At 58.3% G+C, this 26,977-nt stretch carries 27 protein-coding genes; 14 read left to right on the forward strand and 13 right to left on the reverse strand.

The annotated features are described in order from the left end of the window. Positions 1 to 15: 15 nt before the first annotated feature. Positions 16 to 1,512, forward strand: a complete 1,497-nt coding sequence (gene amaB, locus AVO44_RS15040) for an L-piperidine-6-carboxylate dehydrogenase (protein ID WP_068338929.1) — start codon at positions 16 to 18, stop codon at positions 1,510 to 1,512. Between the two features lie 35 nt (positions 1,513 to 1,547). Here the strand turns inward: amaB and AVO44_RS15045 are convergent, their stop codons facing one another. Next, the gene (locus AVO44_RS15045; protein ID WP_068338412.1) at positions 1,548 to 3,125 is read right to left on the reverse strand and encodes a DUF5928 domain-containing protein; all 1,578 of its coding nucleotides are present in this window, start codon (positions 3,123 to 3,125) and stop codon (positions 1,548 to 1,550) included. Positions 3,126 to 3,266: 141 nt separating this feature from the next. Between AVO44_RS15045 and AVO44_RS15050 the strand changes: the two genes are divergently transcribed. Then, positions 3,267 to 4,085: a sulfotransferase family protein gene (locus AVO44_RS15050; RefSeq protein WP_068338414.1), complete on the forward strand. Its 819-nt coding sequence runs from the start codon at positions 3,267 to 3,269 to the stop codon at positions 4,083 to 4,085. 209 nt (positions 4,086 to 4,294) lie between these two features. On the opposite strand, the gene ilvD is transcribed toward AVO44_RS15050, so the two are convergent. After that, on the reverse strand, positions 4,295 to 6,127 hold the full coding sequence (gene ilvD / locus AVO44_RS15055; protein WP_068338416.1) for a dihydroxy-acid dehydratase: 1,833 nt from the start codon (positions 6,125 to 6,127) through the stop codon (positions 4,295 to 4,297). Positions 6,128 to 6,234: 107 nt separating this feature from the next. On the opposite strand from ilvD, the gene AVO44_RS15060 reads away from it, so the two are divergent. The 4 genes from AVO44_RS15060 to AVO44_RS15075 all read left to right on the forward strand — a co-directional run bounded on the left by AVO44_RS15060 (position 6,235) and on the right by AVO44_RS15075 (position 9,202). After that, a complete protein-coding gene (locus AVO44_RS15060; RefSeq protein ID WP_068338933.1) occupies positions 6,235 to 6,798 on the forward strand; it encodes a helix-turn-helix domain-containing protein in 564 nt (187 codons plus the stop codon). A 15-nt stretch (positions 6,799 to 6,813) separates the two neighbouring features. Beyond that, a complete protein-coding gene (locus AVO44_RS15065) occupies positions 6,814 to 7,083 on the forward strand; it encodes a CBU_0592 family membrane protein (RefSeq protein ID WP_068338417.1) in 270 nt (89 codons plus the stop codon). Between the two features lie 80 nt (positions 7,084 to 7,163). Beyond that, positions 7,164 to 8,018: a 3-mercaptopyruvate sulfurtransferase gene (sseA, locus tag AVO44_RS15070; protein WP_068338419.1), complete on the forward strand. Its 855-nt coding sequence runs from the start codon at positions 7,164 to 7,166 to the stop codon at positions 8,016 to 8,018. Beyond that, positions 8,018 to 9,202 (forward strand): amino acid aminotransferase, encoded by a 1,185-nt coding sequence (locus tag AVO44_RS15075; protein ID WP_068338421.1) that lies wholly within the window; start codon positions 8,018 to 8,020, stop codon positions 9,200 to 9,202. The genes sseA and AVO44_RS15075 overlap by 1 nt, the downstream gene beginning before the upstream one ends. 70 nt (positions 9,203 to 9,272) lie before the next feature. Here AVO44_RS15075 and AVO44_RS15080 read toward each other — a convergent pair whose 3' ends face one another. Together AVO44_RS15080 and AVO44_RS15085 are read right to left on the reverse strand one after the other, a co-directional pair. Continuing rightward, a complete protein-coding gene (locus AVO44_RS15080) occupies positions 9,273 to 10,598 on the reverse strand; it encodes an ammonium transporter (RefSeq protein ID WP_068338423.1) in 1,326 nt (441 codons plus the stop codon). Between the two features lie 32 nt (positions 10,599 to 10,630). Next, on the reverse strand, positions 10,631 to 10,969 hold the full coding sequence (locus tag AVO44_RS15085; protein WP_068338425.1) for a P-II family nitrogen regulator: 339 nt from the start codon (positions 10,967 to 10,969) through the stop codon (positions 10,631 to 10,633). Between the two features lie 259 nt (positions 10,970 to 11,228). Between AVO44_RS15085 and AVO44_RS15090 the strand changes: the two genes are divergently transcribed. Continuing rightward, positions 11,229 to 13,412, forward strand: a complete 2,184-nt coding sequence (locus AVO44_RS15090) for a transglycosylase domain-containing protein (RefSeq protein WP_068338427.1) — start codon at positions 11,229 to 11,231, stop codon at positions 13,410 to 13,412. A gap of 60 nt (positions 13,413 to 13,472) precedes the next feature. Here the strand turns inward: AVO44_RS15090 and leuB are convergent, their stop codons facing one another. Next, positions 13,473 to 14,576 carry a 3-isopropylmalate dehydrogenase gene (gene leuB, locus AVO44_RS15095; RefSeq protein WP_068338428.1) on the reverse strand — a complete coding sequence of 368 codons (1,104 nt, stop codon included), beginning with the start codon at positions 14,574 to 14,576 and terminating at the stop codon, positions 13,473 to 13,475. A gap of 91 nt (positions 14,577 to 14,667) precedes the next feature. On the opposite strand from leuB, the gene AVO44_RS15100 reads away from it, so the two are divergent. Beyond that, entirely contained in the window at positions 14,668 to 15,195 is a 528-nt protein-coding gene (locus tag AVO44_RS15100) for a redoxin domain-containing protein (RefSeq protein WP_068338430.1), read from the forward strand. 75 nt (positions 15,196 to 15,270) lie between these two features. Here AVO44_RS15100 and AVO44_RS15105 read toward each other — a convergent pair whose 3' ends face one another. The 6 genes from AVO44_RS15105 to AVO44_RS15130 form a co-directional block, all read right to left on the reverse strand. Next, on the reverse strand, positions 15,271 to 16,314 hold the full coding sequence (locus AVO44_RS15105; protein ID WP_068338432.1) for an endonuclease/exonuclease/phosphatase family protein: 1,044 nt from the start codon (positions 16,312 to 16,314) through the stop codon (positions 15,271 to 15,273). Then, a complete protein-coding gene (locus AVO44_RS15110; RefSeq protein WP_068338434.1) occupies positions 16,311 to 17,141 on the reverse strand; it encodes a hypothetical protein in 831 nt (276 codons plus the stop codon). The genes AVO44_RS15105 and AVO44_RS15110 overlap by 4 nt, the downstream gene beginning before the upstream one ends. A 330-nt stretch (positions 17,142 to 17,471) precedes the next feature. Beyond that, positions 17,472 to 18,077, reverse strand: coding sequence for a 3-isopropylmalate dehydratase small subunit (leuD, locus tag AVO44_RS15115; RefSeq protein WP_068338436.1), 606 nt, complete (start codon positions 18,075 to 18,077; stop codon positions 17,472 to 17,474). A 42-nt stretch (positions 18,078 to 18,119) separates the two neighbouring features. Then, positions 18,120 to 18,665, reverse strand: coding sequence for an HdeD family acid-resistance protein (locus AVO44_RS15120; protein ID WP_068338438.1), 546 nt, complete (start codon positions 18,663 to 18,665; stop codon positions 18,120 to 18,122). Positions 18,666 to 18,702: 37 nt separating this feature from the next. Continuing rightward, complete coding sequence (gene leuC, locus AVO44_RS15125; RefSeq protein WP_068338440.1) at positions 18,703 to 20,106, reverse strand: 3-isopropylmalate dehydratase large subunit; 1,404 nt, start codon at positions 20,104 to 20,106, stop codon at positions 18,703 to 18,705. Positions 20,107 to 20,149: 43 nt separating this feature from the next. After that, complete coding sequence (locus tag AVO44_RS15130; protein ID WP_068338442.1) at positions 20,150 to 20,257, reverse strand: isopropylmalate isomerase; 108 nt, start codon at positions 20,255 to 20,257, stop codon at positions 20,150 to 20,152. Between the two features lie 90 nt (positions 20,258 to 20,347). Here AVO44_RS15130 and AVO44_RS15135 point away from each other — a divergent pair, with 90 nt between their 5' ends. The 4 genes from AVO44_RS15135 (at position 20,348) to AVO44_RS15150 (ending at position 23,226) form a co-directional block, all read left to right on the forward strand. After that, a complete protein-coding gene (locus AVO44_RS15135) occupies positions 20,348 to 21,700 on the forward strand; it encodes a mechanosensitive ion channel family protein (RefSeq protein ID WP_068338443.1) in 1,353 nt (450 codons plus the stop codon). Between the two features lie 164 nt (positions 21,701 to 21,864). Further along, positions 21,865 to 22,224 (forward strand): ribosome silencing factor, encoded by a 360-nt coding sequence (gene rsfS / locus AVO44_RS15140; RefSeq protein WP_068338936.1) that lies wholly within the window; start codon positions 21,865 to 21,867, stop codon positions 22,222 to 22,224. Positions 22,225 to 22,268: 44 nt separating this feature from the next. Beyond that, complete coding sequence (gene rlmH, locus AVO44_RS15145) at positions 22,269 to 22,739, forward strand: 23S rRNA (pseudouridine(1915)-N(3))-methyltransferase RlmH (RefSeq protein ID WP_068338445.1); 471 nt, start codon at positions 22,269 to 22,271, stop codon at positions 22,737 to 22,739. A gap of 1 nt (position 22,740) precedes the next feature. Beyond that, complete coding sequence (locus AVO44_RS15150; RefSeq protein WP_068338447.1) at positions 22,741 to 23,226, forward strand: flavodoxin family protein; 486 nt, start codon at positions 22,741 to 22,743, stop codon at positions 23,224 to 23,226. Between the two features lie 3 nt (positions 23,227 to 23,229). Here AVO44_RS15150 and AVO44_RS15155 read toward each other — a convergent pair whose 3' ends face one another. Together AVO44_RS15155 and AVO44_RS15160 are read right to left on the reverse strand one after the other, a co-directional pair. Then, on the reverse strand, positions 23,230 to 23,577 hold the full coding sequence (locus AVO44_RS15155; protein WP_068338938.1) for a hypothetical protein: 348 nt from the start codon (positions 23,575 to 23,577) through the stop codon (positions 23,230 to 23,232). 35 nt (positions 23,578 to 23,612) lie between these two features. Continuing rightward, on the reverse strand, positions 23,613 to 24,323 hold the full coding sequence (locus AVO44_RS15160; protein WP_068338449.1) for a DUF599 domain-containing protein: 711 nt from the start codon (positions 24,321 to 24,323) through the stop codon (positions 23,613 to 23,615). An 82-nt stretch (positions 24,324 to 24,405) separates the two neighbouring features. On the opposite strand from AVO44_RS15160, the gene AVO44_RS15165 reads away from it, so the two are divergent. Together AVO44_RS15165 and AVO44_RS15170 are read left to right on the forward strand one after the other, a co-directional pair. Next, positions 24,406 to 25,854, forward strand: coding sequence for an FAD-linked oxidase C-terminal domain-containing protein (locus tag AVO44_RS15165; RefSeq protein ID WP_068338451.1), 1,449 nt, complete (start codon positions 24,406 to 24,408; stop codon positions 25,852 to 25,854). A 22-nt stretch (positions 25,855 to 25,876) separates the two neighbouring features. Further along, positions 25,877 to 26,977: an FAD-binding protein gene (locus AVO44_RS15170; protein WP_068338453.1), complete on the forward strand. Its 1,101-nt coding sequence runs from the start codon at positions 25,877 to 25,879 to the stop codon at positions 26,975 to 26,977.

Raw genomic sequence — 26,977 nt, forward strand, 5'->3', positions numbered from 1 at the left:
ATGAAAGACATTGTGATGACTGCGCAAACCACACTTGCAAACCTGGACCTGTCCAAGGCCGAGCTGACAGGCGGTACGCTCAAAGTGACCTCACCCATCGACGGCAGTGTTCTGGCTGAGGTGCATCAAACGCCCGAAGCCGAGATGGAGGCTGTTTTTGCCCGGTCCAAGGCGGCCTTCAAGGCATGGCGCACGGTTCCGGCCCCTCGCCGCGGAGAATTGATCCGCCTTCTGGGTGAAGAATTGCGCGCTGCCAAAGATGACCTTGGTGCCTTGGTGAGTTGGGAGGCGGGCAAGATCACATCCGAAGGTTTGGGCGAAGTGCAGGAGATGATCGACATCTGCGACTTTGCCGTTGGTCTGTCGCGCCAGCTTTATGGTCTGACTATAGCTTCCGAGCGTCCGGGTCATCGGATGATGGAGACATGGCACCCGGCGGGTCCGGTCGGCGTAATCTCGGCCTTCAACTTCCCGGTTGCGGTCTGGTCATGGAACGCGGCGATTGCACTGGTCTGTGGTGATACGGTGATCTGGAAGCCGTCCGAGAAGACTCCGCTCACGGCGATGGCCTGCCAGAAGATATTCGAGCGCGCGCTGGCGCGGTTTGGCGATGCGCCCGACCATCTGCTGCAAACGGTGATCGGTGGCGCCGCGCTGGGCGAGGCGCTCGTGGCGAGCGAAGACGTGCCCGTGCTCTCCGCCACCGGATCCACCCGTATGGGCCGCGCTGTTGCACCGGTCGTGGCGCAGCGGTTCGGCAAGTGCATTCTGGAATTGGGTGGAAACAACGCCATGATCGTTGGCCCATCGGCCGATCTGGAAATGGCAGTGCGGGCGATTGTGTTCTCGGCCGTTGGGACGGCTGGTCAGCGGTGTACCTCACTGCGCCGCCTGATCGTCCATAACGCGATCCGAGAAGAGCTGTTGAGTCGCTTGAAAAAAGCCTATGCCGGTCTGCCGATCGGCAACCCGCTGGACCAAGGCACGCTGGTCGGTCCCCTGGTAGACGAAGCCGCGGGTGAAGCGATGACCGAATCGTTGAAGGCCGCAGCGGCCGAAGGTGGGCAAGTCTTTGGCGGCAATCGCGTGACCAAAGGTGTTCCAGACGGCGTTTACATGGAACCTGCAATCGTCGAGATGCCAAACCAGACCTCGGTGGTGAAAACCGAAACCTTTGCCCCGATCCTTTATGTCATGGGGTATGACGACTTCGACTACGCGATCGAGATGCAAAATGACGTGCCGCAGGGTCTGTCCTCGTGTGTGTTTACCCTGAACATGCGTGAGGCCGAACAGTTCCTGACCGCCGCCGGGTCAGATTGCGGTATCGCCAACGTCAATATCGGACCATCAGGGGCCGAGATCGGTGGCGCATTCGGCGGCGAAAAAGAAACTGGCGGCGGGCGCGAAAGCGGGTCTGATGCATGGAAGGCGTATATGCGACGTCAAACCAATACGGTGAATTATTCCGCTGAACTACCGCTGGCGCAGGGCGTGAAGTTCGATATCTGATCAACGGTCCGGCGGCGTCGACAAGTGCCGCCGGATCAATCCGCGAACAAGTAGTCCAGCCGCAGGACGGAATTTGCCTGTTCATTCGACACACCTAGAAACTCGGCGATCGCCGCCCCGTTCTCGGCTTTTGTGTTGGTTTCTCTCATAAGTGAGTATCCACTGAAACCTGCTCCCCGGATCAACTCGGATTCGTGGGCCAACGCGTTGCGCAAAGCTGGCACAAGGCGGGCCACAGTTTCCGTCGGGCTGTTTTCACCGGCCAGACCAACCCGGCGGGCATGTCCGATCAGGTAGTCGTCGGAATATTCGCACTCGATCTCAAGCACGTGCGTTTCGGCCTGGTCGGCACAGAAATCCTGAATGATATCGAGATTGGCGGGATCGACGCAGAGCACCAGCTTGCTGGCGCCAAAATGGTCGAACAACATACGCAGGACCGCCCGGCGGTGGCGCGAGCGTTTCTCCAGCGTCGCCTCGATACCACCCAGATCGGGCAGGGGCGCACCCTCTTCGTTGAACAGATATTCGATGCAGGGGATTTCTGTCTCGGACCTGATTTGATGAACAAGACGCTTGGCCACATGCCATTTCTTGCAGGCGATCAGCAATATCTGACGCTCGGACCCCAACGTATTGCCCGCCTCCCAGAACCGTTGCCCGAAACGGCGGCCAACACGGCCACGTCCGGTCAGAAAGCTGTAGAGGTTTCGCCCCTCATCCGAGATTTTGAATTCGACCCCTTCGCTGGCATAAAGCGCGCCCAACCGGTCCTTCAACTCATGCGCTTGGGGGCTGATCTTCCGGGCGAACAGGTAGTTTTGTCCCAGCAGCATGTCATAGTGGTCGTTGTAGAAGGTCACCGGCATTCCATAGTCTGAGAACATCAGAAAGGTTGGGGTGCGGTTCTCGATCTCTTCCTTTGGGATCAGGTGGCGGACAAGGGTTTGGAAAAATGTTTCGTCCGGTATCCATGTGGTCGAGAAAAACCGGATCACGTCCGTGCGCTTTTGCAGGAAATCGAGGATCATCTCAATCGTGCGGCGACGCAGACACCACCACTGGCTGCCGATCATGATCTGAAGATCAGCCGGAATGTCGCGCTTCAGCCCAAACCGTTTCTGAAGGCTATATGAGGCGTAAAAAAGCGTGCTCTGAGTGCGTTCATTAAAAAAGTGGCGATAGATCAGCCGGTCCTCTTTCATGCCGGTTTTGATCCAGTTGCTGGCAAAGAAATCGTGACTTTCGATGAAATCTCTTTCGTTGTGGTCCAGAAACCAATGCGCATACTCGGCGGTTTTGATGGCCATACAGTCACCGGACAGCATGTAGAAATGCGTGGCCCTTGGGAACGTATCGACCGCAACCTGCACGGCATTCAGGGTTGCTTGCACCAGGGACCACGCGCCCCAGCCGCATTTTACGCGATTGGCAGCGAAAGCCACATTTGGGTTGTCTTTCAGGGCGTTGCGAATGCGGTCATAGGCCTGCGTACTGGCCCGTGCATCAAAGTGTATCGCCATGCAGTCGCCTGCGGCCGTCAGCTGCTCGGCCTGCGCAACAATCGCGTCAGGGTCTTTATGGCACAATAGAATATAGGCAATCCTTGCCATCTTGTGTCTGCGATGTCCGTTTCTGCCTGTTTACACCCTGATACTGAGGATGAGCGATTGAATAAACAGATTAATTTTGGTTCTTTGGCAACCAGAGCAGAAGTGCGTTGCGAGTTCCTACACGTTGAGGAGGCACAGCAGATGGGTTTTCCCGGTGTTTGGATGACCGAAAGTGAAAGCATGATCTATAGGGTCGTGCCGAAATGTGCCTGCTCGACCATTGGCCAGATCATGTACTACTCGGATCATGGCCGATTTTTCGACGGGGACATTCACGACGCTACGCATGGGCTGCACAAATGGGCCTTTGCTGACAGTCAGGACCGGATTTCGAAAACTGTGCGCGAGCATACGTCGTACTCGTTTACCTGTGTGCGCAATCCGTACACGCGGATACTCAGCTCATTCTTCGATAAGATTTGCGGCATTCAGCGGAATGGCAGCCGGTATCGTGGCAATTTGGTGCCGACATTGATCTATAATTACGGGATCGAAGTTGGTGGAGACGACGGCAAGGGAGAATTCGATCAGATCGCCAGCTTTCGCCGGTTCCTGCTGTTTGCGCGGGATACGATCCGCTGGCGTCGGCCAATGGATCCCGACATTCACTGGTCGGCCATGTCGGGTCACGTTTCCACTTTCATTGTAAACGGCGGGCGATACGATCGAATTTTCTGGACCGAAAAGTTCAACGATGGGATGCAGGGCGTGCTTGATGCGCTGGAAACCCCACATCCCGTGACCCTGTCCGAAATCCCGCGATTCAATGAATCCGAAGGGCACGGCCCCAAACGCGCGCATCCGGTCGAGGATTATTTCGACGATCTGTCGATGCACCTGGTCTATGAAATCTACAAACAGGATTTCGAGCTGTTCAGATACGATTTCGAAAACCCGGCAAACAAGATGCCGGTGGGTGAGATTGACCTGGACGAGATCCACGCGAAACTGGGCGATTGATCTAGTCTGCCCCAACAGGCCGGGGCGCTCCCGCCCATCGTCAATGTCTCTGGCGAGACATCTTCTCTGGTTGGGCCGGGCGCCGCGCGCAGCGCGGCGCCCGGCCCAAGACTGATGGAAGCATCGGCGAAGCCGATGGTGCCGGTCAGACGCGGGAGCCTTTGGGATTTGGGTGATCGTCCGGTCCACGTGGCGCGGACCGGTTGAGATCAGACCTGACGCACGGCACCTTTCGCCGCGCTGGTGGTCAGCTTCGCATAGGCTTTTAGCGCCGTGGACACCTTGCGTTTGCGCGGCTGGGCAGGCTCCCATCCTTTTGCGTCCTGCGCCTTGCGGCGTTCGGCCAGTTCTTCGTCGGACACGGCCAGATGGATCGTCCGGTTGGGGATATCGATCTCAATCCTATCCCCGTTCTGCACCAGCCCGATCTCACCGCCCTCGGCGGCTTCGGGTGAGACGTGGCCGATCGACAGGCCCGACGTGCCGCCCGAGAACCGACCATCAGTCAGCAGGGCGCAGGCTTTGCCCAGTCCTTTGGATTTAAGGTACGATGTTGGGTACAGCATCTCTTGCATTCCCGGACCGCCGCGCGGGCCTTCATAGCGGATCACCACGACGTCGCCCTCTTTGACCTTGCCGGTCAGAATGTCGTTGACTGCCTGATCCTGGCTTTCGCAGACATAGGCTGAACCGGTGAATGTCAGGCTGCTTTCATCCACGCCCGCGGTTTTTACGATACATCCGTCACGCGCGATGTTGCCGAACAGAACGGCCAGACCGCCATCCTGACTGAAGGCGTGTTCCTTGGTCCGGATGACGCCGTTTTCACGATCGGTGTCCAGCTCTTTGTATCGGTTCGACTGGCTGAAAGCCTGAGTGGTACGCACACCGCCCGGGGCCGCCTTGAACAGATCCTGTGCCTTGGGGTTATTGGCAACCGTGATGTCCCAGTTGGCAATCGCCTCACCCATGGTCGGTGTGTGAACAGTGCTGCAATGCTCGTGGAACAACCCGGCCCGGCTGAGTTCGCCGAGGATCGAGAAGATGCCTCCGGCGCGGTGGACGTCCTCCATATGTACGTTCTCGGTGTTGGGCGCGACCTTGCACAGGCAGGGCACCTTACGGCTCAGGCGGTCCATGTCGCTCATCGTGAAGTCGACGCCGCCTTCATTGGCAATGGCCAGCAGGTGAAGAACGGTGTTGGTGGATCCACCCATGGCAATATCCAGGCTCATCGCGTTTTCGAAGGCATCGAACGTGGCGATCTCGCGCGGGAGGAAGCCCTTTTCGTCCAGCTCATAGTGACGTTTGGTGATTTCAACGATCCGGCGACCGGCTTCAAGGAACAGCTCTTTGCGGTCAGAATGCGTGGCCAGGGTCGAGCCGTTGCCCGGCAGGGCCAGACCCAGCGCCTCGGCCAGGCAGTTCATCGAGTTCGCGGTAAACATGCCCGAGCACGACCCGCAGGTCGGGCAGGCGTTCTCTTCGATGTGCTGAACCTGCTCATCGGTGAACCTGTCGTCAGCGGCGGCAACCATAGCATCGACGAGGTCAATCTTCTTGGCTTCCAGATCTTCGATTTCGATCTTGCCAGCTTCCATCGGTCCGCCCGAGACAAAGATCGCTGGGATGTTCAGGCGCATCGCGGCCATCAGCATGCCGGGCGTGATCTTGTCGCAGTTCGAGATACAGACCATCGCATCGGCACAATGCGCGTTGACCATGTATTCGACCGAGTCCGCGATCACTTCGCGCGACGGCAGTGAGTACAACATGCCGTCATGCCCCATGGCGATACCGTCATCCACCGCGATGGTGTTGAATTCCTTGGCAACACCGCCTGCGGCCTCAACTTCGCGCGCAACCATCTGGCCCAGATCCTTCAGATGCACGTGGCCGGGCACAAACTGGGTAAATGAGTTGACGATGGCGATGATTGGCTTGCCGAAATCGCTTTCGGTCATGCCTGTGGCACGCCACAGGCCGCGGGCACCGGCCATGTTGCGGCCATGAGTGGAGGTTCTGGATCGGTACATTGGCATGATGCTGTTTCCCTTTTGCCCCGGTTGCGATATGCGGGATATGTGCGCTATAACGCACGTACCACATGTGCGCTATAACGCACAAGGGGATTTGAAAGACGATGAAGATGGCACCGGACGAAATCACACTGAAGCTCAGGGATGTGCGGGCCGCCGCGGGCTTGAGCCTATCCAAAGTGGCAGAGATGACCGGTGTCAGCAAAGCAATGCTGGGCCAGATCGAGCGCGGCGAATCCAGCCCGACCATCGCAACGCTGTGGAAGATCGCAAAAGGGTTTCAACTGCCGCTGGGCGCGCTCATCGGGTCGGAAACGCTGCGGGAAACGCCCAGTTCGGACGTGTTTCGTACCGTGACTTTCCCCGGCAGTCTTGAGGTCAAGATCGTGTTTCCCTTTGATCCCGCGCTGCGGGCCGAAACCTTTCATGTTGATCTTGCGCCAAACCAGAGCCACGAATCCGCAGCCCACGCCACTGGCGTGACCGAAGAGGTTTTTGTCCTGCATGGATCGCTTGAGATTCTGCGCGATGGCGAATGGGTTCCGTTGCAGGCCGGGCAAGGGCTTCGGTTCGCCGCCGATTTACCGCATGGCTACCGTGCCGGTGATCAGGGCGCGGCGTTTCTGAATATGCACCACTACGCGCAGCTAGACGCTCTGGCCGCGATCGGCTGATTCAAGGGGTAAAGTATGGCCGCATTGCTGAACAGTCTGACGCTGGCAGATGCCATTGGGTCTTTTGGGGCGCTGGTCGTTGTAGCCGCCTATTTCGCCACGCAGATGCGGATGATGAATTCCAATGACCTAGCCTTTCCGGTCCTGAACCTCGCCGGGTCCATTCTGATCGTCTATTCGCTGCTTGAGAACTTCAATCTGGCCTCGATGCTGATCGAAGGGTTCTGGATTCTGATCAGCCTGATCGGGATCGTTCAGTTTTTTCGGCTTCGCCGCACGGGTTAAGCCTGCAAACCCCCTTCCAGCCTTGAACCCGCATGCCTGCGCGTATAGGGAAAACCCAACCGCGCTTTGGGGAGGCTTTGATGCAGGACGATCCAAAAACCCTCGTTTCAACCGAATGGCTTGCCGCCCATATCAAAGACCCGGATCTGCGGGTGCTGGACGGATCTTGGTATCTGCCGCAACAAGGGCGGGACGCCAAGGCGGAATATGACGCGGGTCACATCCCGGGCGCGCGGTTCTTCGATATTGACGAGATTTCGGACTTGCGCTCGGACCTGCCGCACATGGCTCCGCCGGTTGAAAAGTTCATGTCGCGCTTGCGGGCGATGGGTGTGGGCGATGGTCATCAGGTCGTGGTCTATGACGGCGCCGGGCTAATGTCCGCCGCGCGGGTTTGGTGGCTGTTCCGGCTGATGGGGCAGGAAAACGTGGCCGTTCTGGACGGCGGTTTCCCCAAGTGGCAGGCCGAAGGGCGCGAGGTCGAAGACCTGCCCCCCGTCATCCGTGACCGCCATATGACCGTGCGTGTGCAAAATCATCTGGTGCGCGACGTGACGCAGGTTTCAGCCGCCGCGAAACTGGCGGATCACGAGATCATAGACGCCCGCTCGGCAGGCCGTTTTGCTGGGGCCGAGGCCGAGCCGCGAGAAGGCCTGCGATCCGGCCACATTCCGGGGTCGCGAAACGTGCCGTTTGGCAATTTGCTCAATAAAAATGGTACGATGAAATCACCTGACGAATGCCGTGCCATATTCGAGGCCGCAGGTGTCGATCTGTCGAAACCTGCTATTACGTCCTGCGGATCGGGTGTAACGGCTGCGATCCTCAGCCTTGCGCTGGAACGCATGGGCAAGAAAGACCATTCGCTTTATGACGGCTCCTGGGCCGAATGGGGTGCCTTCCCAACCCTGCCCGTCGCAACCGGAGAGATCTGATGTTCGAGAACCTCAAACCGCAGCCCGCCGACAAGATCCTGGCGCTGATGCAGATGTACCGCGAAGACCCGCGCGACAATAAGATTGATCTGGGTGTTGGCGTCTATAAGAACGCCGAGGGTATCACACCGGTCATGCGGGCGGTGAAAGCTGCCGAAAAACGTATTCTGGAAGAGCAGGAGACCAAGGCCTATACCGGTCTGGCCGGTGATCCCGCTTATGCCGATGCGATGATCGGTCTGATCCTTGGGGCCTCGGTGCCGCGTGCCAATATCGCGGCCGTGGCAACCCCCGGAGGTACAGGCGCCTGCCGTCAGGCGTTTGAGATGATCCGCATGGCCAATCCTTCGGCCCGCGTGTTTGTGTCTAACCCAACATGGCCGAACCATTTGTCGATCCTGAACTATCTGGGGATCGAGACGGTTCAGTACCGCTATTTCGATGATGAAACGCGCGGTGTCGACTTCGACGGCATGATTGAGGACCTGAAAACCACCAAGGCGGGCGACGTTGTCCTGCTGCACGGCTGCTGCCATAACCCGACCGGCGCAAATCTGAATATGGTCCAGTGGCAAGAGGTTGTGAACCTAATCAACGAGCGTGGTCTGGTGGCGATGATAGACATTGCCTATCAGGGCTTCGGCGACGGTCTGGAAGAAGACGCGCAAGGCGCGCGGCTGGTGGCATCCTCGGTCAAGGAATGCCTGATTGCAGCCTCCTGTTCAAAGAACTTCGGCGTATACCGCGAACGCACTGGTCTGCTGATGGCGATCAGCAATGACGCGGGGCAAACGGCCCTGAATCAGGCGACACTGGCGTTTTTGAACCGCCAGAACTATTCCTTCCCACCCGATCATGGCGCGCGCGTTGTGACCACGATCCTCAACGACGATGCCCTGCGTGCGGATTGGGCGACCGAGCTGGAAGAGGTCCGCCTGTCCATGCTGGGACTGCGACAGCATTTGGCGGACGAGTTGCAGCGCCTGGCCGGTTCTGATCGTTTCGGCTTTGTCGCTCAGCACCGGGGCATGTTCTCGCGTCTGGGTGCAGCGCCTGAGTTGGTCGAGAAACTGCGCGTAGATCATGGTATTTACATGATCGGTGACAGCCGCCTGAACATTGCCGGGCTGAACGCGACAACCGTGCCGATCCTGGCGAAGGCGATTGTCGAGGTTGGCGTTTAAGCCACCCTGATCACAAAAAGAAAACCCGGGCGCGAACGCCCGGGTTTTTTTGTCTGCGCGTGGCTAACGCTTAGCCTTTGGAGAATTCCGGATAGGCTTCCATACCCAGTTCCGCCATGTCGAGACCGTTGATCTCTTCTTCCTCGCTGACGCGGATGCCCAAGGTCGCCTTCAGCACGCTCCACAGGATCAGGGCACCGACGAAGGTAAACACGCCATATGCGACGATACCGGTCAGCTGGGTGATAAGGTTCGCCTCACCGTAGAAGATCACGGCGATGGTGCCCCAGATACCCGCGAACAGGTGAACCGGGATCGCACCAACCACGTCGTCGATTTTGAACTTGTCCAGCATGGGGATCGCCAGCACGACGATCACGCCGCCAACTGCACCGATCCAAAGGGCACCGAACAGGGTCGGGGCCAGCGGCTCGGCCGTGATCGAAACCAGACCGGCAAGTGCACCGTTCAACACCATGGTCAGGTCAGGCTTTTTGTACAGAATCTGCGACAGAAGCAGGGCTGCGACAGCGCCCGAAGCGGCTGCCATGTTGGTATTGGCAAAGATGCGCGACACGTCGGATACGTCACCCACGGTGCCCATCGCCAGTTGCGAGCCGCCGTTGAAGCCGAACCAGCCCAGCCACAGGATGAACGTACCCAGGGTCGCCAAAGCCAGGTTCGAACCGGGGATCGGATGAACCTTGCCATCTTTGTACTTTCCGATCCGCGGGCCAAGGATGATGCAGCCAGCAAGAGCCGCCCAGCCACCGACGGAGTGAACGACGGTCGAACCGGCGAAGTCGGAGAAACCAGCTTCGGACAGCCAGCCGCCACCCCACTGCCACGACCCCGAGATCGGGTACATGACACCTGTCAGCAAGATGACGAAAATCAGGAACGGCCAGAGCTTGATACGCTCAGCCACGGCACCCGACACGATGGATGCGGTCGCGGCCACAAAGACCAACTGGAAGAAAAAGTCCGATCCGATGGACGCGTAATCCAGCGCTGCTTCCTCGGCGGGTACACCGACCGGATCAAGAACAGTGGTTGAAAAGAACGGTCCGACCCAGCCGCCGATTGTCCAGCCGTCGCCGGGATACATAAGGTTGAAGCCGATCAGCCAGTACATGATCGCGGCAAGTGAAAACAGCGCCACGTTTTTGGTCATCTGCATGGCTACGTTCTTCGAGCGTACCAGGCCGCCTTCCAGCATTGCAAAGCCTGCGGCCATGAAAAACACCAGGAAACCCGCCATCAGGAACAGCAGCGTGGTAAAGATATACTGGGTGTGCAGCGCGGGCTCTCCGGTCGCGGTGGCCTCTTGCGCAAGACCCATCTGCGGCAGCGCGACGATCGCGGCAGCAGGGATGAGAGATTTCATCAGGTTCATTGTCAGTCCTCGAATGTTGTGAATGGCGGCGCTCAAAGCGCCTCTTCGTTCGTTTCCCCGGTCCGCACGCGCATGGCTTGCTCAACTTCGAGGACGAAAATCTTGCCGTCGCCGATCTTGCCGGTCTTGGCGGTTTTTGTGATGGTTTCGACGATCTGGTCGGCCATCGTGGCAGGCACCACGATTTCCAGTTTGATCTTCGGTACGAAATTCACGGCATATTCTGCGCCACGATAGATTTCTGTGTGACCCGATTGCGAGCCGAAGCCCTTGATTTCGGTCACCATCATGCCGCGTACGCCTGCGTTGGTCAGTGCCTCGCGCACCTCCTCAAGCTTGAACGGCTTGATTGTCGCAATAATCAGTTTCACGTTTATCCCCTCTGCTTTCCGGGTCCGTCCGGTCTGTTTTGCACTTGCAGAAAAAGAGCGTGACTGACCGCAGTAAGGAACGGTTAGAGGCCGCTATAGGGGGCAAACTGGGGGCAAGGTGCACAATTTTTGCACAAAAATATATGAATGACTAAAAATTAGGCGAAGTGATGAGGCGATTTGACGGAAATTCAGACCTCTACTTCATCGCCATTGCGGGGTATTGTGCCTCAAAACGATAACCGGGCAGAGTTTGAGCATGACTGAGTCCAGGCGCCGCAAGACACCGCTTGTCGCGGACAAAAGATACCCGTCGAAAGGGCGCAGGCCCGCAGCGACCAAACGAACGGCGAAACCCGCGGGCAAGAAGGCGGTTGCGCGCAAAACGGCTGCGCGCAGAACCACCCGAAAAAAGACGCGCAAGAAATCCGGTGGCGGAGGCGGCTTATTTCGCCGCCTCTTTCGCTGGGCCGTGCGGCTGATCTGGAGCGTGACGTGGCGCGTCGGTGCAGTCGCCGCCATGCTGTTGGCGCTGGCCGTCGGGGTGGTTTACACGTCGCTGCCCGATCTGGATGCCTTGCTGGATGGGCGCGCGCGTGGCTCGGTCACATTGCTGGACCGCAACGGAGATGTCTTTGCCTGGCGTGGCGATCAGTTTGGTGGCGTCATTACGGCGGATACCGTCTCACCGCATTTGAAAAATGCCGTCGTCGCCACCGAGGATAAACGATTCTACCGGCATTTCGGGGTGAGCCCGCGCGGTATTGCCAGTGCCGTACGCATCAACCTGAGCGAAGGGCGCGGGCCATTGTCAGGGCATGGCGGATCGACGATCACGCAGCAAACCGCAAAACTTCTGTGTCTGGGTGTGCCATATGTTCCAGGCGAATGGGACTCCGAAGCCGCCTATGAGGCGGATTGCCGTCAGGGTTCGTTGTGGCGCAAGGCCAAAGAGGCGGTCTATGCCATCGCGATGGAGGTCAAATACTCAAAGGACGAAATCCTCACGATCTATCTGAACCGCGCATTCCTTGGCGCAGGCGCGCGTGGGTTCGAAGCCGCAAGCCAGCGCTATTTCGGCATCTCAGCGGCTGAGGTGAACCCGGCGCAGGCGGCGATGCTGGCGGGTCTGCTGGTTGCACCGACACGCTATGCGCCGACAAATAACCTGCAACGTTCGCAAAACCGGGCGCGCTTGGTCATTGGGTTGATGGAGGATCAGGATTATCTGACCACTGCCCAGGCCAGCACTGCGCGCAACACCCCTGCCCAGTTGTCCGATGCAGCCGCGGCGCAGGCTGGTGGGTATTTTGCCGATTGGGTCATCACCGAATTGCCAAGCTATTTTGGCACGAACACCAGAGATGACGTCGTTATCCGCACCACGCTGGATCAACGGCTTCAGAAATCGGCGGAAGAGGCGCTGAAATACATCTTTCAGGAAAAGGTTCGCGAAGGGTCCAAGGCGCAGGCCGCGATTGTTGTGATGTCTGCGGATGGTGCCGTGCGCGCAATGGTCGGCGGGCGCAAAACACGCGTATCCGGCGCGTTCAACCGTGCAACGCAGGCGCTGCGCCAAACCGGGTCGTCCTTCAAGCCCTTCGTCTATGCCACGGCGCTGGAATTGGGCTATTCCCCGCTGGATACAGTCGTGGACGAACCGTATTGCGTCAATATTCCAGGTTCGGGCCAGTGGTGCCCCAAGAACTATACCAACAAGTTCTACGGTCGGGTCACCCTTGCGGATGCGCTGAAGAATTCGTTGAACATCCCGGCGGTCAAAGCGGCCGAGGTTGCAGGGCTGGATAATGTCCGCACGGTAGCCAGCGAATTTGGTATTGAAAGCGATCTGGCGCAGGGTCCGGCCCTGGCGCTGGGTGCGTCGGAAAGCACACTGATCGAGATGACCGGGGCCTATGCCGGTATCCTCAACGGCGGTTCCGCGGTCGAGCCATACGGGTTGTCTGAGCTTAAGCTGCTGGGGGATGAAACGCCCGTGATGGTGACGACAACCGGCATCGGCGAACGGGTGATCAACGACAAGGCTGCCAAGCAACTGACCTGGATGATGGAGCGGGTGGTGTCCGAAGGCACCGGTGGACGCGCACAGCTACCGGGGTGGCAGGTGGCAGGCAAGACTGGCACGACCCAGGCGGCGCGCGATGCCTGGTTTATTGGGTTCACGGCGGATTATGTGGCCGGTGTGTGGATGGGGTATGATGACAACACGCCCCTGTCCGGCGTGACGGGTGGTGGTTTGCCTGCCGAGATATGGCGGGAAACCATGCTGCGCGTGACCGAAGGTATGACGCCCACGCCGCTGCCCATGCTGGCCCCGGACCCCCCGGTGCGGACAGCTCAGCCGCAACAGCAGCGACGCCGACAGGGTGGCGGTTTTGAAAATGCCATCAACAACCTGCTGAACAACCTTTTCGGAAACTGATACGTCAACAAAAAAGGCGGTGCACCCGGCACCGCCTTTCTGTCCAATCGCCCCAAGTGATCAGAGGCTACTGTCCAGTGCGGCCAAAATCGCGTCACCCATCTGGGTGGTCGAGACCGGAGTTACCCCTTCATCAGCCAGCAGGTCGCCGGTGCGGACGCCATCGGCCAACACCTTCTCGATCGCAGCTTCCAGGCGGTCAGCTTCGTCGCCCTGATCAAAGCTATAGCGCAGCGCCATGGCAAAGCTGAGGATACAGGCGATCGGGTTGGCCTTGCCTTCACCCGCGATATCCGGGGCAGACCCGTGCACGGGCTCGTACATCGCCTTGGGACGGCCATTCGCCATTGGGGCTCCAAGGCTGGCCGAGGGCAACATGCCAAGCGATCCGGTCAGCATCGCGGCGCAGTCCGACAGGATATCGCCAAACAGGTTGTCTGTCAGGATCACGTCAAACTGCTTGGGCGCGCGCACCAGCTGCATGGCGCCGTTATCGGCATACATATGGCTCAGCTCAACTTCGGGATAGTCTTGGCTTACGCGGGTCACGACTTCACGCCACAGGATGCCCGATTCCATCACATTGGCCTTTTCCATTGAGCACAGTTTCTTGTTCCGGCGCATTGCCAACTCAAAGGCCGAACGCGCGACGCGCTCAATCTCGGATTCGGTATAGCGCTGGGTGTTGATGCCGACGCGCTCATTACCTTCTTCGAAAATGCCGCGCGGCTCGCCGAAATAAACGCCCGAGGTCAGCTCGCGCACGATCATGATGTCCAGACCCGCGACGATGTCTTTTTTCAGCGATGAGAAATCGGCCAGCGCGTCAAAACACTGTGCCGGACGCAGGTTTGAATACAGGTCCATTTCCTTGCGCAGGCGCAGCAGACCGCGCTCGGGCTTGAGGCTGAAATCCAGATCGTCGTATTTCGGGCCACCCACGGCACCCAGCAGAACCGCGTCCACCTCTTGCGCCTTGGCCATGGTTTCGTCCGACAGGGGCTTTCCATGCGCGTCATAAGCCGCACCGCCCACCAGATCTTCGCTCACGTCAAAGTGAAGGTCACGCTTGTCGCTGAACCAATCGATAATTCTGCGCACTTCGGCCATAACTTCGGGGCCAATTCCGTCTCCGGGCAGGATGAGGAGCGAAGGGTTGGACATGAAGGATCTCCTTGCGTTTGGTCGAAAAGGCCCTAGCGTCTGCGCCGCATCGGGTCAATGAGACGAACCCGTCAAACTACGAGGAAAATACATGCTGATACCGGGAAAACCCGTCCCTGCGCTGAAAATCGATACTGTCGGTCACGGAACATTCGATCTGGATGCCGACAATGGGGAAAATGGCACGCTGGTGATTCAGTATAGGGGTCTGCACTGCCCGATCTGCATAAGGCAAATGTCCGAGGTCGAAGCCGCCCTAGATGAGTTTGCCGCGCTGGGCGTCGAAGTGATCATGATCTCGACAGATACGGCGGATCGCGCGGCGGAAACCGCGCAGAAGGCTGGCGTCTCGCGCCTGCGTGTGGGTCACAGCCTGCCGCTGGCAGCCGCGCGCGAGGATTGGGGGCTGAACATCTCAACCGCGCGCGAGGGCAGCGCGGAACCGGCACTGTTCGCCGAACCCGGCCATTTCTACATCGCACCCGACCGGTCGCTTTACTTCGCCTGGCAGCAAACAACACCATTCGGGCGCCCATCCACTTCCGATATTGTGGGTGGCCTGAAATTTTCCCTGGGCAATAACTACCCGCCGCGCGGAACTTACACCGGCCCGCTCTGACCAGTCGTGGCCAAGGCGAACTTGTTCCGCTCATGGTAGGTAGAGTTCGGAACGTCATCGGACAAATTGGGCAAGTTAGTTCATTGGCTGGGTAGGCGCGGTTACGTCCACCCACACCAGCCGGTGCCTGCTGGCTTGCTCAGCCGTTTTCCGCAGGGGCGTGTCCGGGTCGGGCCAAAAGATGCCCGCATCCAATACCTGCAGGTCCGCTGATGGCAGCACATAATCGACCCGCATCTCGCCTACGGCCTTCCATTCCACGGTCGTCAGCGCGCCTGACGCATCAGCGGGGCGGGGATCCTGCAGCCGCGAATCGGTCAGCAGAGCTTGTATTGCTTCGGTGCGCCCATCCCCCCGCACGGGGTCCAAGTTGGCATCTGCGGCGATAACGAACGGGCCATCCGGTTTGCGCCCGAGTTCACCGTCCAGAACAAGGGACCAGAGGCGGATCTCATCACGGTTCCGCAACCCGTTGCGATCTTCGGGCCCGTCGAACACGGGCGGCGCGGCGTGAAACGTCATCAGGTCCAGTGACCCGATCGGTGTGTCCACAGGCACGATCCAATGGGCAACAGAAGACAGGCGCTGTATGGCCTGCGCCTCTTCCGAGGGGAAAGGACCAGCGTCCGTAACCGGCAATTCTGCACCCGGCAGGTCACGCCACAGCAGGTTGGTAAAGTCCTGCACCTTGTCTTCATTGATGGGGTAACGCGAAAGCACCGCCAACCCGGCCTGACCAGTGAAGCGACCCCAGCCCTGGGCGTCTGCCGGGCCATGGGTGCGCCCGTCACCATTCAGGTCCAACGCGGTTTCGAACCCCGAATTCGGAACCCCAGAAAAATGATAGGGATAGTCCAGTCCTGTCGTGCGGAGTTGGTCGATCAAAGCGGCAATAGCTTGCCCTTCCAAGTCCCAGTCGACCCCCTGCAGGGCAACGATATCCGACTGCGCCGCGACAAGCACATCGACCACGGCCTGCACCTGCGGGTCGCCGCGCTGAATGTCGCGCAGCAGCAGGCCCGGTCCATCGCGGCTGAGTTCGGTGTTGTACGTGGCAATGCGCACTGTCTCGGCCTGCGCCATCATCGGCAGCAGTAAGATAAACAGGGCGCGGATCATGCAGCCTGTGTGAAGTCGGTGGTAGAATAGGCGCGGCGTTTTTCGACAATCAGGTTAGCGATGCGCAGTGTTGCCATGCCGCGCATGATCATGCTGGCGGGCAGGAAGGCCCAAGCGCTCATGGTCCAGATCAGGGTCTGCGGGTTACTCAGCGAAATCGGGTTGGCAAAGTCGGTCAACAGCTTGATCACGGCCGGAATCAGGAACGGCAGCAGCACCCCGATTGAGATGTTCAGGCGCCCGTCCCTTTGCAACCGGGTAACGACATCTCCGCCTTTGGTCGGGTCGAACAACGGCAGGTTAGTCCAAACGTTGAATGCGCCGTTGCCCGTGGGCCAACCACGCATTTTCACGGCGTAAGCAAAGCTTGCGATCGTCACCAACGCAGCGACATAAGCCACGCTGGCCGAAATGCGAACCAATTCGATCAGCTGCGGGCTGGCATCAGCAGGCAGAACCAGAACGACGAGGCGAACGGGTGAGTAAGGGAAATCAACTACATTAGCGACGCTCAGACCCATCGCATAGAATGACTCGGTCAGATCAGTTGGCACATAGGCGTTTTTACAGATCAGCGTCAGGAAGGTGACCATCGACATCAGCCCGACAAAGCGCAAGCGGTTCACAGGCGGCGCGTCGCGGAATTCGATAAAGCTGGGAAAAGCCGAGTTGTATTCGGCAAACGTCAGGAAAAAGGCGAGAATCGCAAGGAAGACGACGATCTCGGTGCCGTTTGTTGACGATATGGGCAGGTACAATGCGGGGGTCAGTACCATTAAGGCGACCAATATACCCCGAATCGCCGCCCCTGTTGTGCGCGCAATCACTATCCGAACCCTTTCCAAACCGGAATAGCCGATTCTACGCCGACTTCGTTCCAACTCGTGCCCGCCGCATGTTTCGTAGACGGATGCCTCTTAAATTCCAGACATTGGCGATAAGCGACATTTCGCTCAAGCCAAGCTTTAGAAAACACTGAGTTTTGGGCAAAAAGATGGCGCAACTGGTGCGGGATTGCATCATTTTCGACGCAAATCCGACGTGTATCGCAACAGGATATCTATATATTGTGGTTTACTAAAACTTAACCCCAAGAATGAGAATGGGGCCGCCGAAGCGACCCCATTGGTTGAGTGTCCACAGATTCGTCCTCAGAATCATACCCAGGGACGGGCTTGACTCGCGTGTTCCTCAAACTTGTCGATGTGGTGATCTTTTTCCATGGTCAGACCGATATCGTCCAAACCGTTCAAAAGGCAGTGTTTGCGATGCGGATCGATGTCGAACTCGATCACATGCCCATCCGACGTCGTGATCTGCTGATCTTCTAGATTGACGGTCATACGGGCATTTTCACCCTTGTGCGCGTCGTCCATCAGGATCGCATGGTGTTCTTCGTTCACCACGATGGGCAGGATGCCGTTCTTGAAGCAGTTGTTGAAAAAGATGTCTGCAAAGCTGGTTGAGATCACAACCTTGATGCCAAAATCCTTGATCGCCCAAGGCGCATGTTCACGCGACGAGCCGCAGCCGAAATTGTCCCCCGCGACAAGAATGTCGGCCTCACGATACGCGGGCTTGTTCAGAACGAACTCGGGGTTTTCCTGACCGTCGTCGTGATAGCGCATCTCGTCAAACAGCACGACGCCAAGACCGGACCGTTTGATGGTTTTAAGGTGTACCTTCGGGATGATCATATCCGTGTCGATATTGATCAGCGGCATTGGGGCGGCCACCCCGTGGACTTTTTCAAACTTTTCCATGTTCATTCTCCTGCGGGAGAGGGCCGCGCCCGTGCCCCGCGTTTAAGCTTCTTTCGCTTCCGTTACGTCATTGGGCGCGCTTTTGATAAAGAGCGCCATGAAAACCAATCCAAACCCGTTGAACAGCATCTCGATACCCAACAAGATACCCAACAAGCTCAGCGCCAGCCCTATCGAGGCATTGGCAAGGATGTAGGCGGCCAAGGCCAGGGACAGGACACCTGAAATCAGCGTTGGCCAGTAGAATTGAGTGCCACGCATCTGGAATGACAAAATGATGCGAGCGATTCCGCCGGCCACAAACAGGATCATGACCACAGTTGTCAGGGTCAATGTCCCCTCCAGTGGGTTATCCAGAAACGACCAGCCCAGAAACAACATCACGGCACCCATTATGAGTGACAGGATTTTGTTGCCTACACCTTCGACCGTGAAGCCGCCCACAACTTGCAGCCCGCCCGAAATCAGCAGCAACACGCCAGTTACCATTGTTACGGCGATGGATGCCACAACCGGCGCGCCCAGCACAAAAATACCAAACGCAATCGACAGCAGCCCCAACAGAAGCCATTTAATCCAGTCACTCATATTCTTAATCCCTCAAATATCTAGATATGAGGGGACCTTACATCAATTCACGGACGTCTGTCAGCCGTCCTGTGATTGCCGCTGCGGCAGCCATTGCCGGGCTAAGCAGATGGGTGCGCCCACCACGCCCCTGACGGCCTTCGAAGTTGCGGTTTGACGTCGCCGCGCAGCGTTCACCCGGCTGCAACTGGTCGGGGTTCATCGCCAGACACATCGAACATCCTGCCAGACGCCATTCGAAACCGGCCTCTTTGAAGATATCGGCAAGGCCTTCTTCTTCGGCCTGCATGCGCACCAGACCCGATCCAGGAACGACCATGGCGCGCATGCCGTCCTTGATCTTTTTGCCTTTCAGGATTTCGGCAGCGGCGCGCAAATCCTCGATCCGGCCATTCGTGCAAGACCCGATAAAGACGGTGTCGATTTCCACATCACTCAGCTTTTGACCGGCTTGCAGACCCATGTATTCGATTGAACGGCGGGCTGCGTCGACCTTGCCGCCTTCGAAGTCTTCGGGGTGTGGCACAGTTGCCGTGATCGGCAGAACATCCTCGGGGCTGGTGCCCCATGTGACGACCGGCGCGATATCCTCACCACGTATGGTAACGACCTTGTCGAAATGTGCGCCTTCGTCGGTGTAGAGTGTCTTCCACCAATCCATCGCAGCTTCCCATTGCGCACCTTTGGGGGCGTGCGGGCGGCCTTTGACATACTCAAACGTGGTCTCATCAGGCGCGATCAGGCCAGCGCGGGCGCCGCCTTCGATTGCCATGTTGCAGACGGTCATGCGGCCTTCCATCGACAGGTTGCGGATTGCTTCGCCGCAATATTCGATGACATAGCCTGTGCCGCCCGCGGTGCCGGTCTCACCGATAACGGCCAGAGTGATATCCTTGGCGGTCACGCCCGGCTGCAGTTTGCCGGTGATTTCCACCTTCATGTTCTTTGATTTCTTTTGGATCAGGGTCTGGGTTGCCAATACATGCTCAACCTCTGACGTCCCGATACCATGGGCCAGTGCGCCAAATGCACCGTGGGTCGCGGTGTGGCTGTCGCCGCAGACAACCGTCATGCCGGGCAGGGTCCAGCCTTGTTCCGGGCCAACAATGTGCACGATGCCCTGACGGACGTCATTCACCGGGTAATAGTGAATGCCAAAATCTTTGGCGTTCTTGTCGAGAGCTTCAACCTGAATACGCGATTCAGGGTTCTCGATCCCGTTTACGCGATCCGGTGTGGTAGGAACATTGTGATCCGGCACGGCGATGGTCTTTTCCGGCGCGCGCACCGGACGGCCCGCCATGCGCAGACCTTCGAACGCCTGCGGGCTGGTGACTTCGTGCACCAGATGGCGGTCGATATACAGCAGGCAGGTGCCATCATCGGCTTCGTGCGCGACATGGGCATCCCAGATCTTGTCATAGAGTGTTTTGGGGGACATCGGTCCTCTCCCGTATGTAATGAGAAATAGCTGGCGAGTTGGCTCAGGCGACAGGTAGGCGTGCCAGGACCGTGCGGGCAGCCCCAAAGAACCGCTCACGCAGGCGCGCGCGGTCTTCCAGGTTCTGGAATTGGGCCACATTGAGTCTCATGCGCACCAGATATAACGGGGTTTGCCGTCAATCAAGGTTCAATCCCGCACCGGGCTTGCATCATTTGGAAACGCTGTACAAGCTGGCAGCATGGACCAAGATCTGATCCCCAGTTCGCTGTCGGACCTCTATCAGAACATGACAGCGGGTTTTTCCGTGCAATTCGAAAATCTTGTCGAGCTGATTGTCACGCCCGGCTGGCGGCAGCACCAGTTGGTCATCATTCTGGTTCTGTGGGCCGTAGCCTATGCCCTGAAACTGGTGACACAAGGCCGATGGGAAACTTGGGCGCGGGCCCGGGCCGGCTGGCCAAAATGGCGGCTGCGGATTCTTGTCCAGCTGATGCAGCGCATGACTTTGGTCTATTTCGTGGTGCTGTCTTGGGCGTTGTACCTGCTGATGCAGCAGATCACCTGGCCATCACGCAGCTACATCATCGGGGTTGTGGCGACGCTGGCAACGGCATGGCTTGCGATTGCTCTGGTTGCCCGGCTGGTGCGCAACCGGACGCTGCGGCGGATTTTCAAATGGGCCATGTGGGTCTATGCAACGTTGATCGCACTTAATCTTACGGATGATGTGGCCGAGTTTCTGGACGGTGTGGCCGTATCCATTGGTGAGCTGCACATCTCGGTCCTTGGGATCCTCAAGGCGACCCTGCTGATTGGTATCCTGCTGACTCTGGCCCGTTTAGGTACCCGCGCGGCCGAACGGGGTTTGCAGAGCAACGACGATATTTCCCCATCGATGCAGGTGCTTTTGGCCAAGGGCATCCAAGTCGTGCTTTACGGTGCTGTCTTTCTGGTTGCCATCCGCACGTTGGGCTTTGATCTGACAGGCATCGCGCTGCTGTCCGGTGCGATCGGTGTGGGGATCGGCTTTGGCCTGCAAAAGGTGGTGTCAAACCTGATCTCGGGGATCATCATCCTGATGGACCGGTCCATCAAGCCGGGTGATGTGATCTCGCTGGGCGATACGTTCGGTTGGATCAACGCGCTGGGCGCGCGGTATGTTTCGGTTGTGACGCGGGACGGGCGGGAGTACCTGATCCCGAACGAGGATTTGATTACCAATCAGGTGGTGAACTGGTCGCATTCGGACCGGTTCGTGCGGTTGGATCTGGATTTTGGCACCAGCTATGCCGATGATCCGCATCAGGTGCGCGCAACCGCGATCCGGGCGGTCAAAGGGGTCAAGCGCGTGCTCAGCGGCGGGTCGCACGAACCGGTTTGCCACATCACAGGGTTTGGCGACAGCAGTGTCGACTATGTGCTGCGGTTCTGGATCAGCGATCCGACCAAGGGGCTGACCAATATTCGGGGCAATGTCTACCTCGCCCTGTGGGACGCGTTCAAAGAGCAGGGTATCTCAATCCCCTTCCCACAGCGCGAGGTTCGGTTGCTGGACGACGACGCAGCCACGCAACAGGTCGCCAAAGAGTGACCCCCTGTGCCTTACGTGTCGCGGCATTTCATTGAAATGTTGCATTCCTCTTGCTACCTTTATACTACCCCGGCGCCGGGGGTTTGCGGCGCGCAGCAAAGGAGGACAATGTCCTGTCTCTACATACACAGGCGGGTTTGCCTGCCGAAGACGGGGCCAGCGTGATGGCCCACTCTCAGTCAATCAGCGACAAGCTGCTTGAGCGTATCCTTTCCTCACTTTCCGATGACAAGGCCGAAGATGTCGTGCAGATCAACCTGCAAGGCAAATCATCGGTTGCGGATTACATGGTGATTGCCTCGGGTCGGTCGACCCGTCAGGTCTCGGCCATGGCGGAAAAACTGACGGATCGCATCAAGCAGGAGTTCGGCTTCACCTCGAAGGTCGAAGGCAAGGATGCCGGCGACTGGGTGCTGATCGATACGGGCGACGTGATCGTCCATATCTTCCGCCCCGAAGTGCGTGAATTCTACCAGCTGGAAAAGATGTGGCTGCCTCAGGGCGGCAGCGCCTCGGCCAACTGAGGCGCTATCCCGGTCTGCATTAACAGGCCGGTGGCGAGAGAAATATGCGTATAAGCATTTGTGCGGTCGGGCGATTGCGTGCCGGACCGGAGAAAACCCTGCTTGATGATTATCTGACCCGATTTGACAGGACCGGCCGCAGCCTGGGTCTTGGTCCCGCGCGTGTGGTCGAGGTCGAAGACAAGAAAAACACAGGCATGAGCGCCGAAGCCGCGCTGCTGCGCAAATCGCTGCCCAAAGGCGCGGTGATCTGCACGTTGGATGAACGCGGACGGGTGATGTCATCGCCGGAATTCGCCGAGAAGCTGGGCGGCTGGAGGGATGCGGGGCGGCAGGACCTTGCACTGATCATCGGCGGTGCCGACGGAATAGACCCTGATCTGCGGGCTGAGGCCGATTTTTCCATCTCCTTCGGGGCGATGGTCTGGCCTCATATGCTCGTCCGTGTGATGCTGGCCGAACAGCTTTACCGGGCCGCAACGATATTGTCGGGTGGCCCATATCACCGGGTCTGACATGGCGCAGCTTTTGATCGTTTATCATTCCCGCACTGGTGGAGCCCGGCAGATGGCCGAAGCGGCGGCTGCGGCCGGGCGGGCTGAGGCGGATGTTGTTCTGAAATTCGCAGATCAGGCCGGGCCCAAGGACTTGCTGGCTGCCGATGGCTATATCTTCTGCGCCCCGGAAAATCTGGCTGCGATTTCGGGTCTGATGAAAGAGTTTTTTGACAGATGTTATTATCCCGTGCTGGGCAGGATCGAAGGGCGCCCCTATGCCCAGATGGTTTGCGCGGGGTCTGATGGCGAGAATGCCGCGCGACAGATCGCCCGGATTGCGGCCGGTTGGCGGCTGAAAGAGGTGCAACCGCCTCTGATCCTGTGCACCCATGCGCAAACGCCCGAGGCTATACTGGCTGAAAAGACCATCCCTAAGGATCAATTGGAAAAATGCCGTGAGATTGGTGCCGCCTTGGCTGCCGGTCTCAGCCTTGGCGTGTTTTGAGCGTCAGTTCAGATCAACCACTGTGGTGCCGTCATTCCAGCCATCGACATTGCACCGCGCCTGTATCTGAACCTGCGTGACGCCGCCTGGGATCACAACACCACTTAATGAGCGCGTAAACGGCTGCTCAGTCTCGTGCGGGTGATGCAGCACGCGCATGCCCAACTCGTTGCCTTCCATGTCCAGAACACGCCAGCCATCGGCATAGTGATCCCAGCCTGTGTCAGGATGTCGAATTGTGACATCGAAACGCCAAGCCTCACCGTTTTGGCGGGCCGAGACGTCTTCGATCACTGCGGGATCGGCAAAGGCGGGGCTTGCCAGAATGGCGCTGAGAATCAGATAGCGCATGGACTGACGATAGGCGGCATGCTGTATCTGCGCCATCATAACTTGGTGTTGGGCGGCAATTTCAGCAGCACCGAGCGTGAATGAGACGCGAATTCTCGCCGGTATAGCACTCCAAACGTCGCAACAGTTCCGATAATCAACGCGACCGGCCCTAAAATCCATGTGACCGAGGCCAGCGCGAAATAGGTGGCGCGCAGGGCGCGATTGAAGCTGCGCGCCGCGGTCACGCATATTTCGGCGGCCTGTGCAGCACGAGGATAGGCCTGTGAGTCCTCGGGATCGTTTGGCACGGCGGCCATCATCACGGCGCAATAACCAAAAAGGCGGTGCGCCCATACATATTTCAGGAATGCGTTCGACAGGAAGACCAGAACCACCAGTATCTTGATCTCCCACACCAGCGCAGGTGCGCTGCCGATGGCAAGGTCGCGTGCTACTCCGGCAAGGCGTTCAGTATTCCCCAACAGGGCCAGTCCGCCCCCGATCGCGATCATGGTGGTCGAGGCGAAGAATGTGCTGCCCTGCCGCATGCTGGCCACCACTTGCGCATCGAACATGCGCGGTTGACGTGTAACCATCTCATGCATCCAGTCGCGGCGGAAATCATCCATCATCATCGCGACGGACTTCCTGTTGGGTGAGGGATTGTCGATCCGCCAGCCGATCCACTGCCAGGCACAAAGCAGCAGCAGAATGGCGGCGTAGTCGAGCGGTGAAAACACCATGGCGCGTTCGATCCAAGTCATGGCCGTGACACTACGTTGAGATAGGGAAACTTGCCAGACGGGTAAATTGGTAATATTATTTTACCAAACGTGAGGGATCGCCATGGATATGCCAACGCCAAACCCCGACATTTTAAACCGCAAAGCCTTGGTTTTGCGCAGGTTACAGCAAGTATTGCCCGAAGACGCTGTGATTCACGATCCGGCCGAGACGCGCGCCTATGAATGCGATGCATTGACGGCTTACCGCTGCCCTCCGATGCTGGCGGTTTTGCCGTCAACCACGCAGCAGGTCTCGGACGTGCTGCGCATCTGCCATGAGGAAGGCGTGCCCGTTGTGCCGCGCGGTTCGGGCACGTCGCTGGCAGGCGGGGCGTTACCAACGGCAGATTGCGTTATCCTCGGTGTTGCGCGCATGAATGACGTTCTGGAAACCGACTACGACAACCGGTTCATTCGCGTTCAGACCGGGCGCACCAATCTGAGTGTGACCGGTGCGGTGGAAGAAGAAGATTTCTTCTATGCCCCGGACCCGTCCTCGCAACTGGCGTGCGCCATCGCGGGTAATATCGCGATGAATTCTGGCGGGGCACATTGCCTGAAATACGGGGTGACGACCAATAACCTTCTTGGCGTCAAAATGGTCCTTATGGATGGCAGTGTGATCGAAATCGGCGGCGCGCATCTGGATGCAGGTGGGCTGGACCTGCTGGGTCTGATCTGTGGGTCGGAAGGTCAGCTGGGTGTAGTGACCGAGGCGACGCTGCGCATTCTGCGCAAGCCGGAAGGAGCAAGGCCCGTCTTGATGGGGTTCGATGACAATGAGGTGGCCGGACAATGCGTGTCCGACATCATCAAGTCTGGCATTCTGCCTGTGGCGATCGAATTCATGGATACGTTGTGTATCAAGGCCTGCGAAAATTTCGCCCACGCGGGCTATCCCGACTGCACCGCACTGCTGATTGTCGAGGTCGAGGGCTCGGAGGCTGAGATCGACGATCAGCTTGCAAAAATCATCGAGATCGCCAAGCGCCATAACCCTGTTGAACTGCGCGAAAGCCAGTCAGCCGAGGAAAGCGCGAAAATCTGGCTGGGGCGGAAATCAGCCTTTGGCGCGATGGGGCAGATGAATGACTACATGTGCCTGGATGGCACAATCCCGGTCTCCTCTTTGCCCGAAGTGCTGCGCCGGATCGGAGAGTTGAGCAAGGAATACGGCCTGCCCGTGGGGAATGTTTTCCATGCAGGGGATGGCAACATGCATCCCCTGATCCTGTTTGATGCCAACAAACCCGGCGATCTCGAGAAATGCGAAGCGTTCGGTGCCGAAATCCTCAAGCTCTGCGTGGATGTGGGCGGTTGTCTGACGGGTGAGCATGGGGTTGGTATCGAAAAGCGGGATCTGATGTCTCATCAATACGCGCTGGTAGATCTGGAAGCACAGATGGCGGTTAAGGATGTTTTCGACCCGGACTGGCTGCTTAATCCCGCCAAGGTCTTCCCATTGGACGCGTCCGAGGCGCGCCGCACGGCGCGGCTGGCGGCTGAATAGGCTCTAACAAAGAATAATCGCTATGAAACCTGAGACAGAAGCCGAACTGGCCGAGATGGTGGCCGGACTGCAGCACCCCGTGCGTATTGTCGGTGGCGGCACGCGTGGCGTGCCCGGCCCCGAGGCCGAGATCAATACCTCTGGTCTGAACGGCATAACCCTGTATGAGCCCGGCGCGCTGACGCTGGTGGCGCAGGCGGGAACGCCTGTGGCAGAAATCGAGGCCGCGTTGGATGCAGAGGGTCAGCAACTGGCGTTTGAACCGATGGATCATCGCGGATTGCTGGGTACGAAAGCAGAGCCAACCATTGGGGGCGTGGTCGCGGCCAATATCTCGGGCCCGCGTCGCATTCAGTCCGGGGCGTGCCGCGATTTCTTGCTTGGTGTGCGATATGTAGACGGGACAGGACAGGTTGTTAAGAATGGCGGTCGCGTGATGAAAAACGTGACCGGTTACGATCTGGTCAAACTGATGGCGGGGTCTTGGGGTACGTTGGGCGTTCTGACCGAAGTATCGCTGAAGGTACTGCCAAAGCCCGAGACCGTTGCCACCCTTGCCGTTCAGGTCGCCGATATCGACAGCGCGGTTCAGGCGATGTCCGTTGGGTTGAATTCTCCGTTTCAGGTCAGCGGTGCCGCGTATGACCCGCAGGATGGCAACGCCTATCTCAGGGTCGAAGGGTTTCAGGACTCGGTGTCTTACCGACTGAAACAATTGACGCCGTTGCTTGCCAAGATAGGACAGGTGAGCGAGGTCGCTGATCCGATTGCCACATGGCGTGCCATTCGTGATGTGCAGGCGTTTCATAGTCACGGCGGTGATGTCTGGCGGATTTCGGTCAAGCCAACCGACGCACCCGAAATTTCGGAGCGGTTGAGTGCGGATCAGACCCTGTTCGATTGGGGTGGCGGCCTGATCTGGGCGCGTGTCCCGCAAGGCACCGATCTTCGCGCGAGACTGGGGCGCTTTGACGGACATGCCACGCTGGTGCGTGCCACCGAGGAAACCGTCAAGGCGTTTGGTCGCTTCCAACCTGAACCTATGGCATTACAGGCTCTAACACGGGGAATAAGACAGCGATTCGATCCTCGCGGTGTCTTTAATCCCGGACTGATGGGGTAG

The sequence above is a fragment of the Ruegeria profundi genome (genome assembly GCF_001507545.1).
Classification (GTDB): domain Bacteria; phylum Pseudomonadota; class Alphaproteobacteria; order Rhodobacterales; family Rhodobacteraceae; genus Ruegeria; species Ruegeria profundi.

Bases quoted from the DNA above. Each gene is read 5' to 3' on its own strand.
- AVO44_RS15165 (WP_068338451.1), top strand. From the start codon at position 24,406: ATGGATATGCCAACGCCAAACCCCGACATTTTAAACCGCAAAGCCTTG.
- AVO44_RS15135 (WP_068338443.1), top strand. From the start codon at position 20,348: ATGGACCAAGATCTGATCCCCAGTTCGCTGTCGGACCTCTATCAGAAC.
- AVO44_RS15050 (WP_068338414.1), top strand. From the start codon at position 3,267: ATGGGTTTTCCCGGTGTTTGGATGACCGAAAGTGAAAGCATGATCTAT.
- AVO44_RS15080 (WP_068338423.1), bottom strand. From the start codon at position 10,598: ATGAACCTGATGAAATCTCTCATCCCTGCTGCCGCGATCGTCGCGCTG.
- AVO44_RS15090 (WP_068338427.1), top strand. From the start codon at position 11,229: ATGACTGAGTCCAGGCGCCGCAAGACACCGCTTGTCGCGGACAAAAGA.
- sseA (WP_068338419.1), top strand. From the start codon at position 7,164: ATGCAGGACGATCCAAAAACCCTCGTTTCAACCGAATGGCTTGCCGCC.
- AVO44_RS15065 (WP_068338417.1), top strand. From the start codon at position 6,814: ATGGCCGCATTGCTGAACAGTCTGACGCTGGCAGATGCCATTGGGTCT.
- amaB (WP_068338929.1), top strand. From the start codon at position 16: ATGACTGCGCAAACCACACTTGCAAACCTGGACCTGTCCAAGGCCGAG.
- rlmH (WP_068338445.1), top strand. From the start codon at position 22,269: ATGCGTATAAGCATTTGTGCGGTCGGGCGATTGCGTGCCGGACCGGAG.
- AVO44_RS15170 (WP_068338453.1), top strand. From the start codon at position 25,877: ATGAAACCTGAGACAGAAGCCGAACTGGCCGAGATGGTGGCCGGACTG.
- leuB (WP_068338428.1), bottom strand. From the start codon at position 14,576: ATGTCCAACCCTTCGCTCCTCATCCTGCCCGGAGACGGAATTGGCCCC.
- AVO44_RS15075 (WP_068338421.1), top strand. From the start codon at position 8,018: ATGTTCGAGAACCTCAAACCGCAGCCCGCCGACAAGATCCTGGCGCTG.
- AVO44_RS15150 (WP_068338447.1), top strand. From the start codon at position 22,741: ATGGCGCAGCTTTTGATCGTTTATCATTCCCGCACTGGTGGAGCCCGG.
- AVO44_RS15045 (WP_068338412.1), bottom strand. From the start codon at position 3,125: ATGGCAAGGATTGCCTATATTCTATTGTGCCATAAAGACCCTGACGCG.
- AVO44_RS15105 (WP_068338432.1), bottom strand. From the start codon at position 16,314: ATGATCCGCGCCCTGTTTATCTTACTGCTGCCGATGATGGCGCAGGCC.
- AVO44_RS15060 (WP_068338933.1), top strand. From the start codon at position 6,235: ATGGCACCGGACGAAATCACACTGAAGCTCAGGGATGTGCGGGCCGCC.
- AVO44_RS15120 (WP_068338438.1), bottom strand. From the start codon at position 18,665: ATGAGTGACTGGATTAAATGGCTTCTGTTGGGGCTGCTGTCGATTGCG.
- AVO44_RS15160 (WP_068338449.1), bottom strand. From the start codon at position 24,323: ATGACTTGGATCGAACGCGCCATGGTGTTTTCACCGCTCGACTACGCC.
- AVO44_RS15155 (WP_068338938.1), bottom strand. From the start codon at position 23,577: ATGCGCTATCTGATTCTCAGCGCCATTCTGGCAAGCCCCGCCTTTGCC.
- ilvD (WP_068338416.1), bottom strand. From the start codon at position 6,127: ATGCCAATGTACCGATCCAGAACCTCCACTCATGGCCGCAACATGGCC.
- leuC (WP_068338440.1), bottom strand. From the start codon at position 20,106: ATGTCCCCCAAAACACTCTATGACAAGATCTGGGATGCCCATGTCGCG.
- AVO44_RS15100 (WP_068338430.1), top strand. From the start codon at position 14,668: ATGCTGATACCGGGAAAACCCGTCCCTGCGCTGAAAATCGATACTGTC.
- leuD (WP_068338436.1), bottom strand. From the start codon at position 18,077: ATGGAAAAGTTTGAAAAAGTCCACGGGGTGGCCGCCCCAATGCCGCTG.
- rsfS (WP_068338936.1), top strand. From the start codon at position 21,865: ATGGCCCACTCTCAGTCAATCAGCGACAAGCTGCTTGAGCGTATCCTT.
- AVO44_RS15130 (WP_068338442.1), bottom strand. From the start codon at position 20,257: ATGAGACTCAATGTGGCCCAATTCCAGAACCTGGAAGACCGCGCGCGC.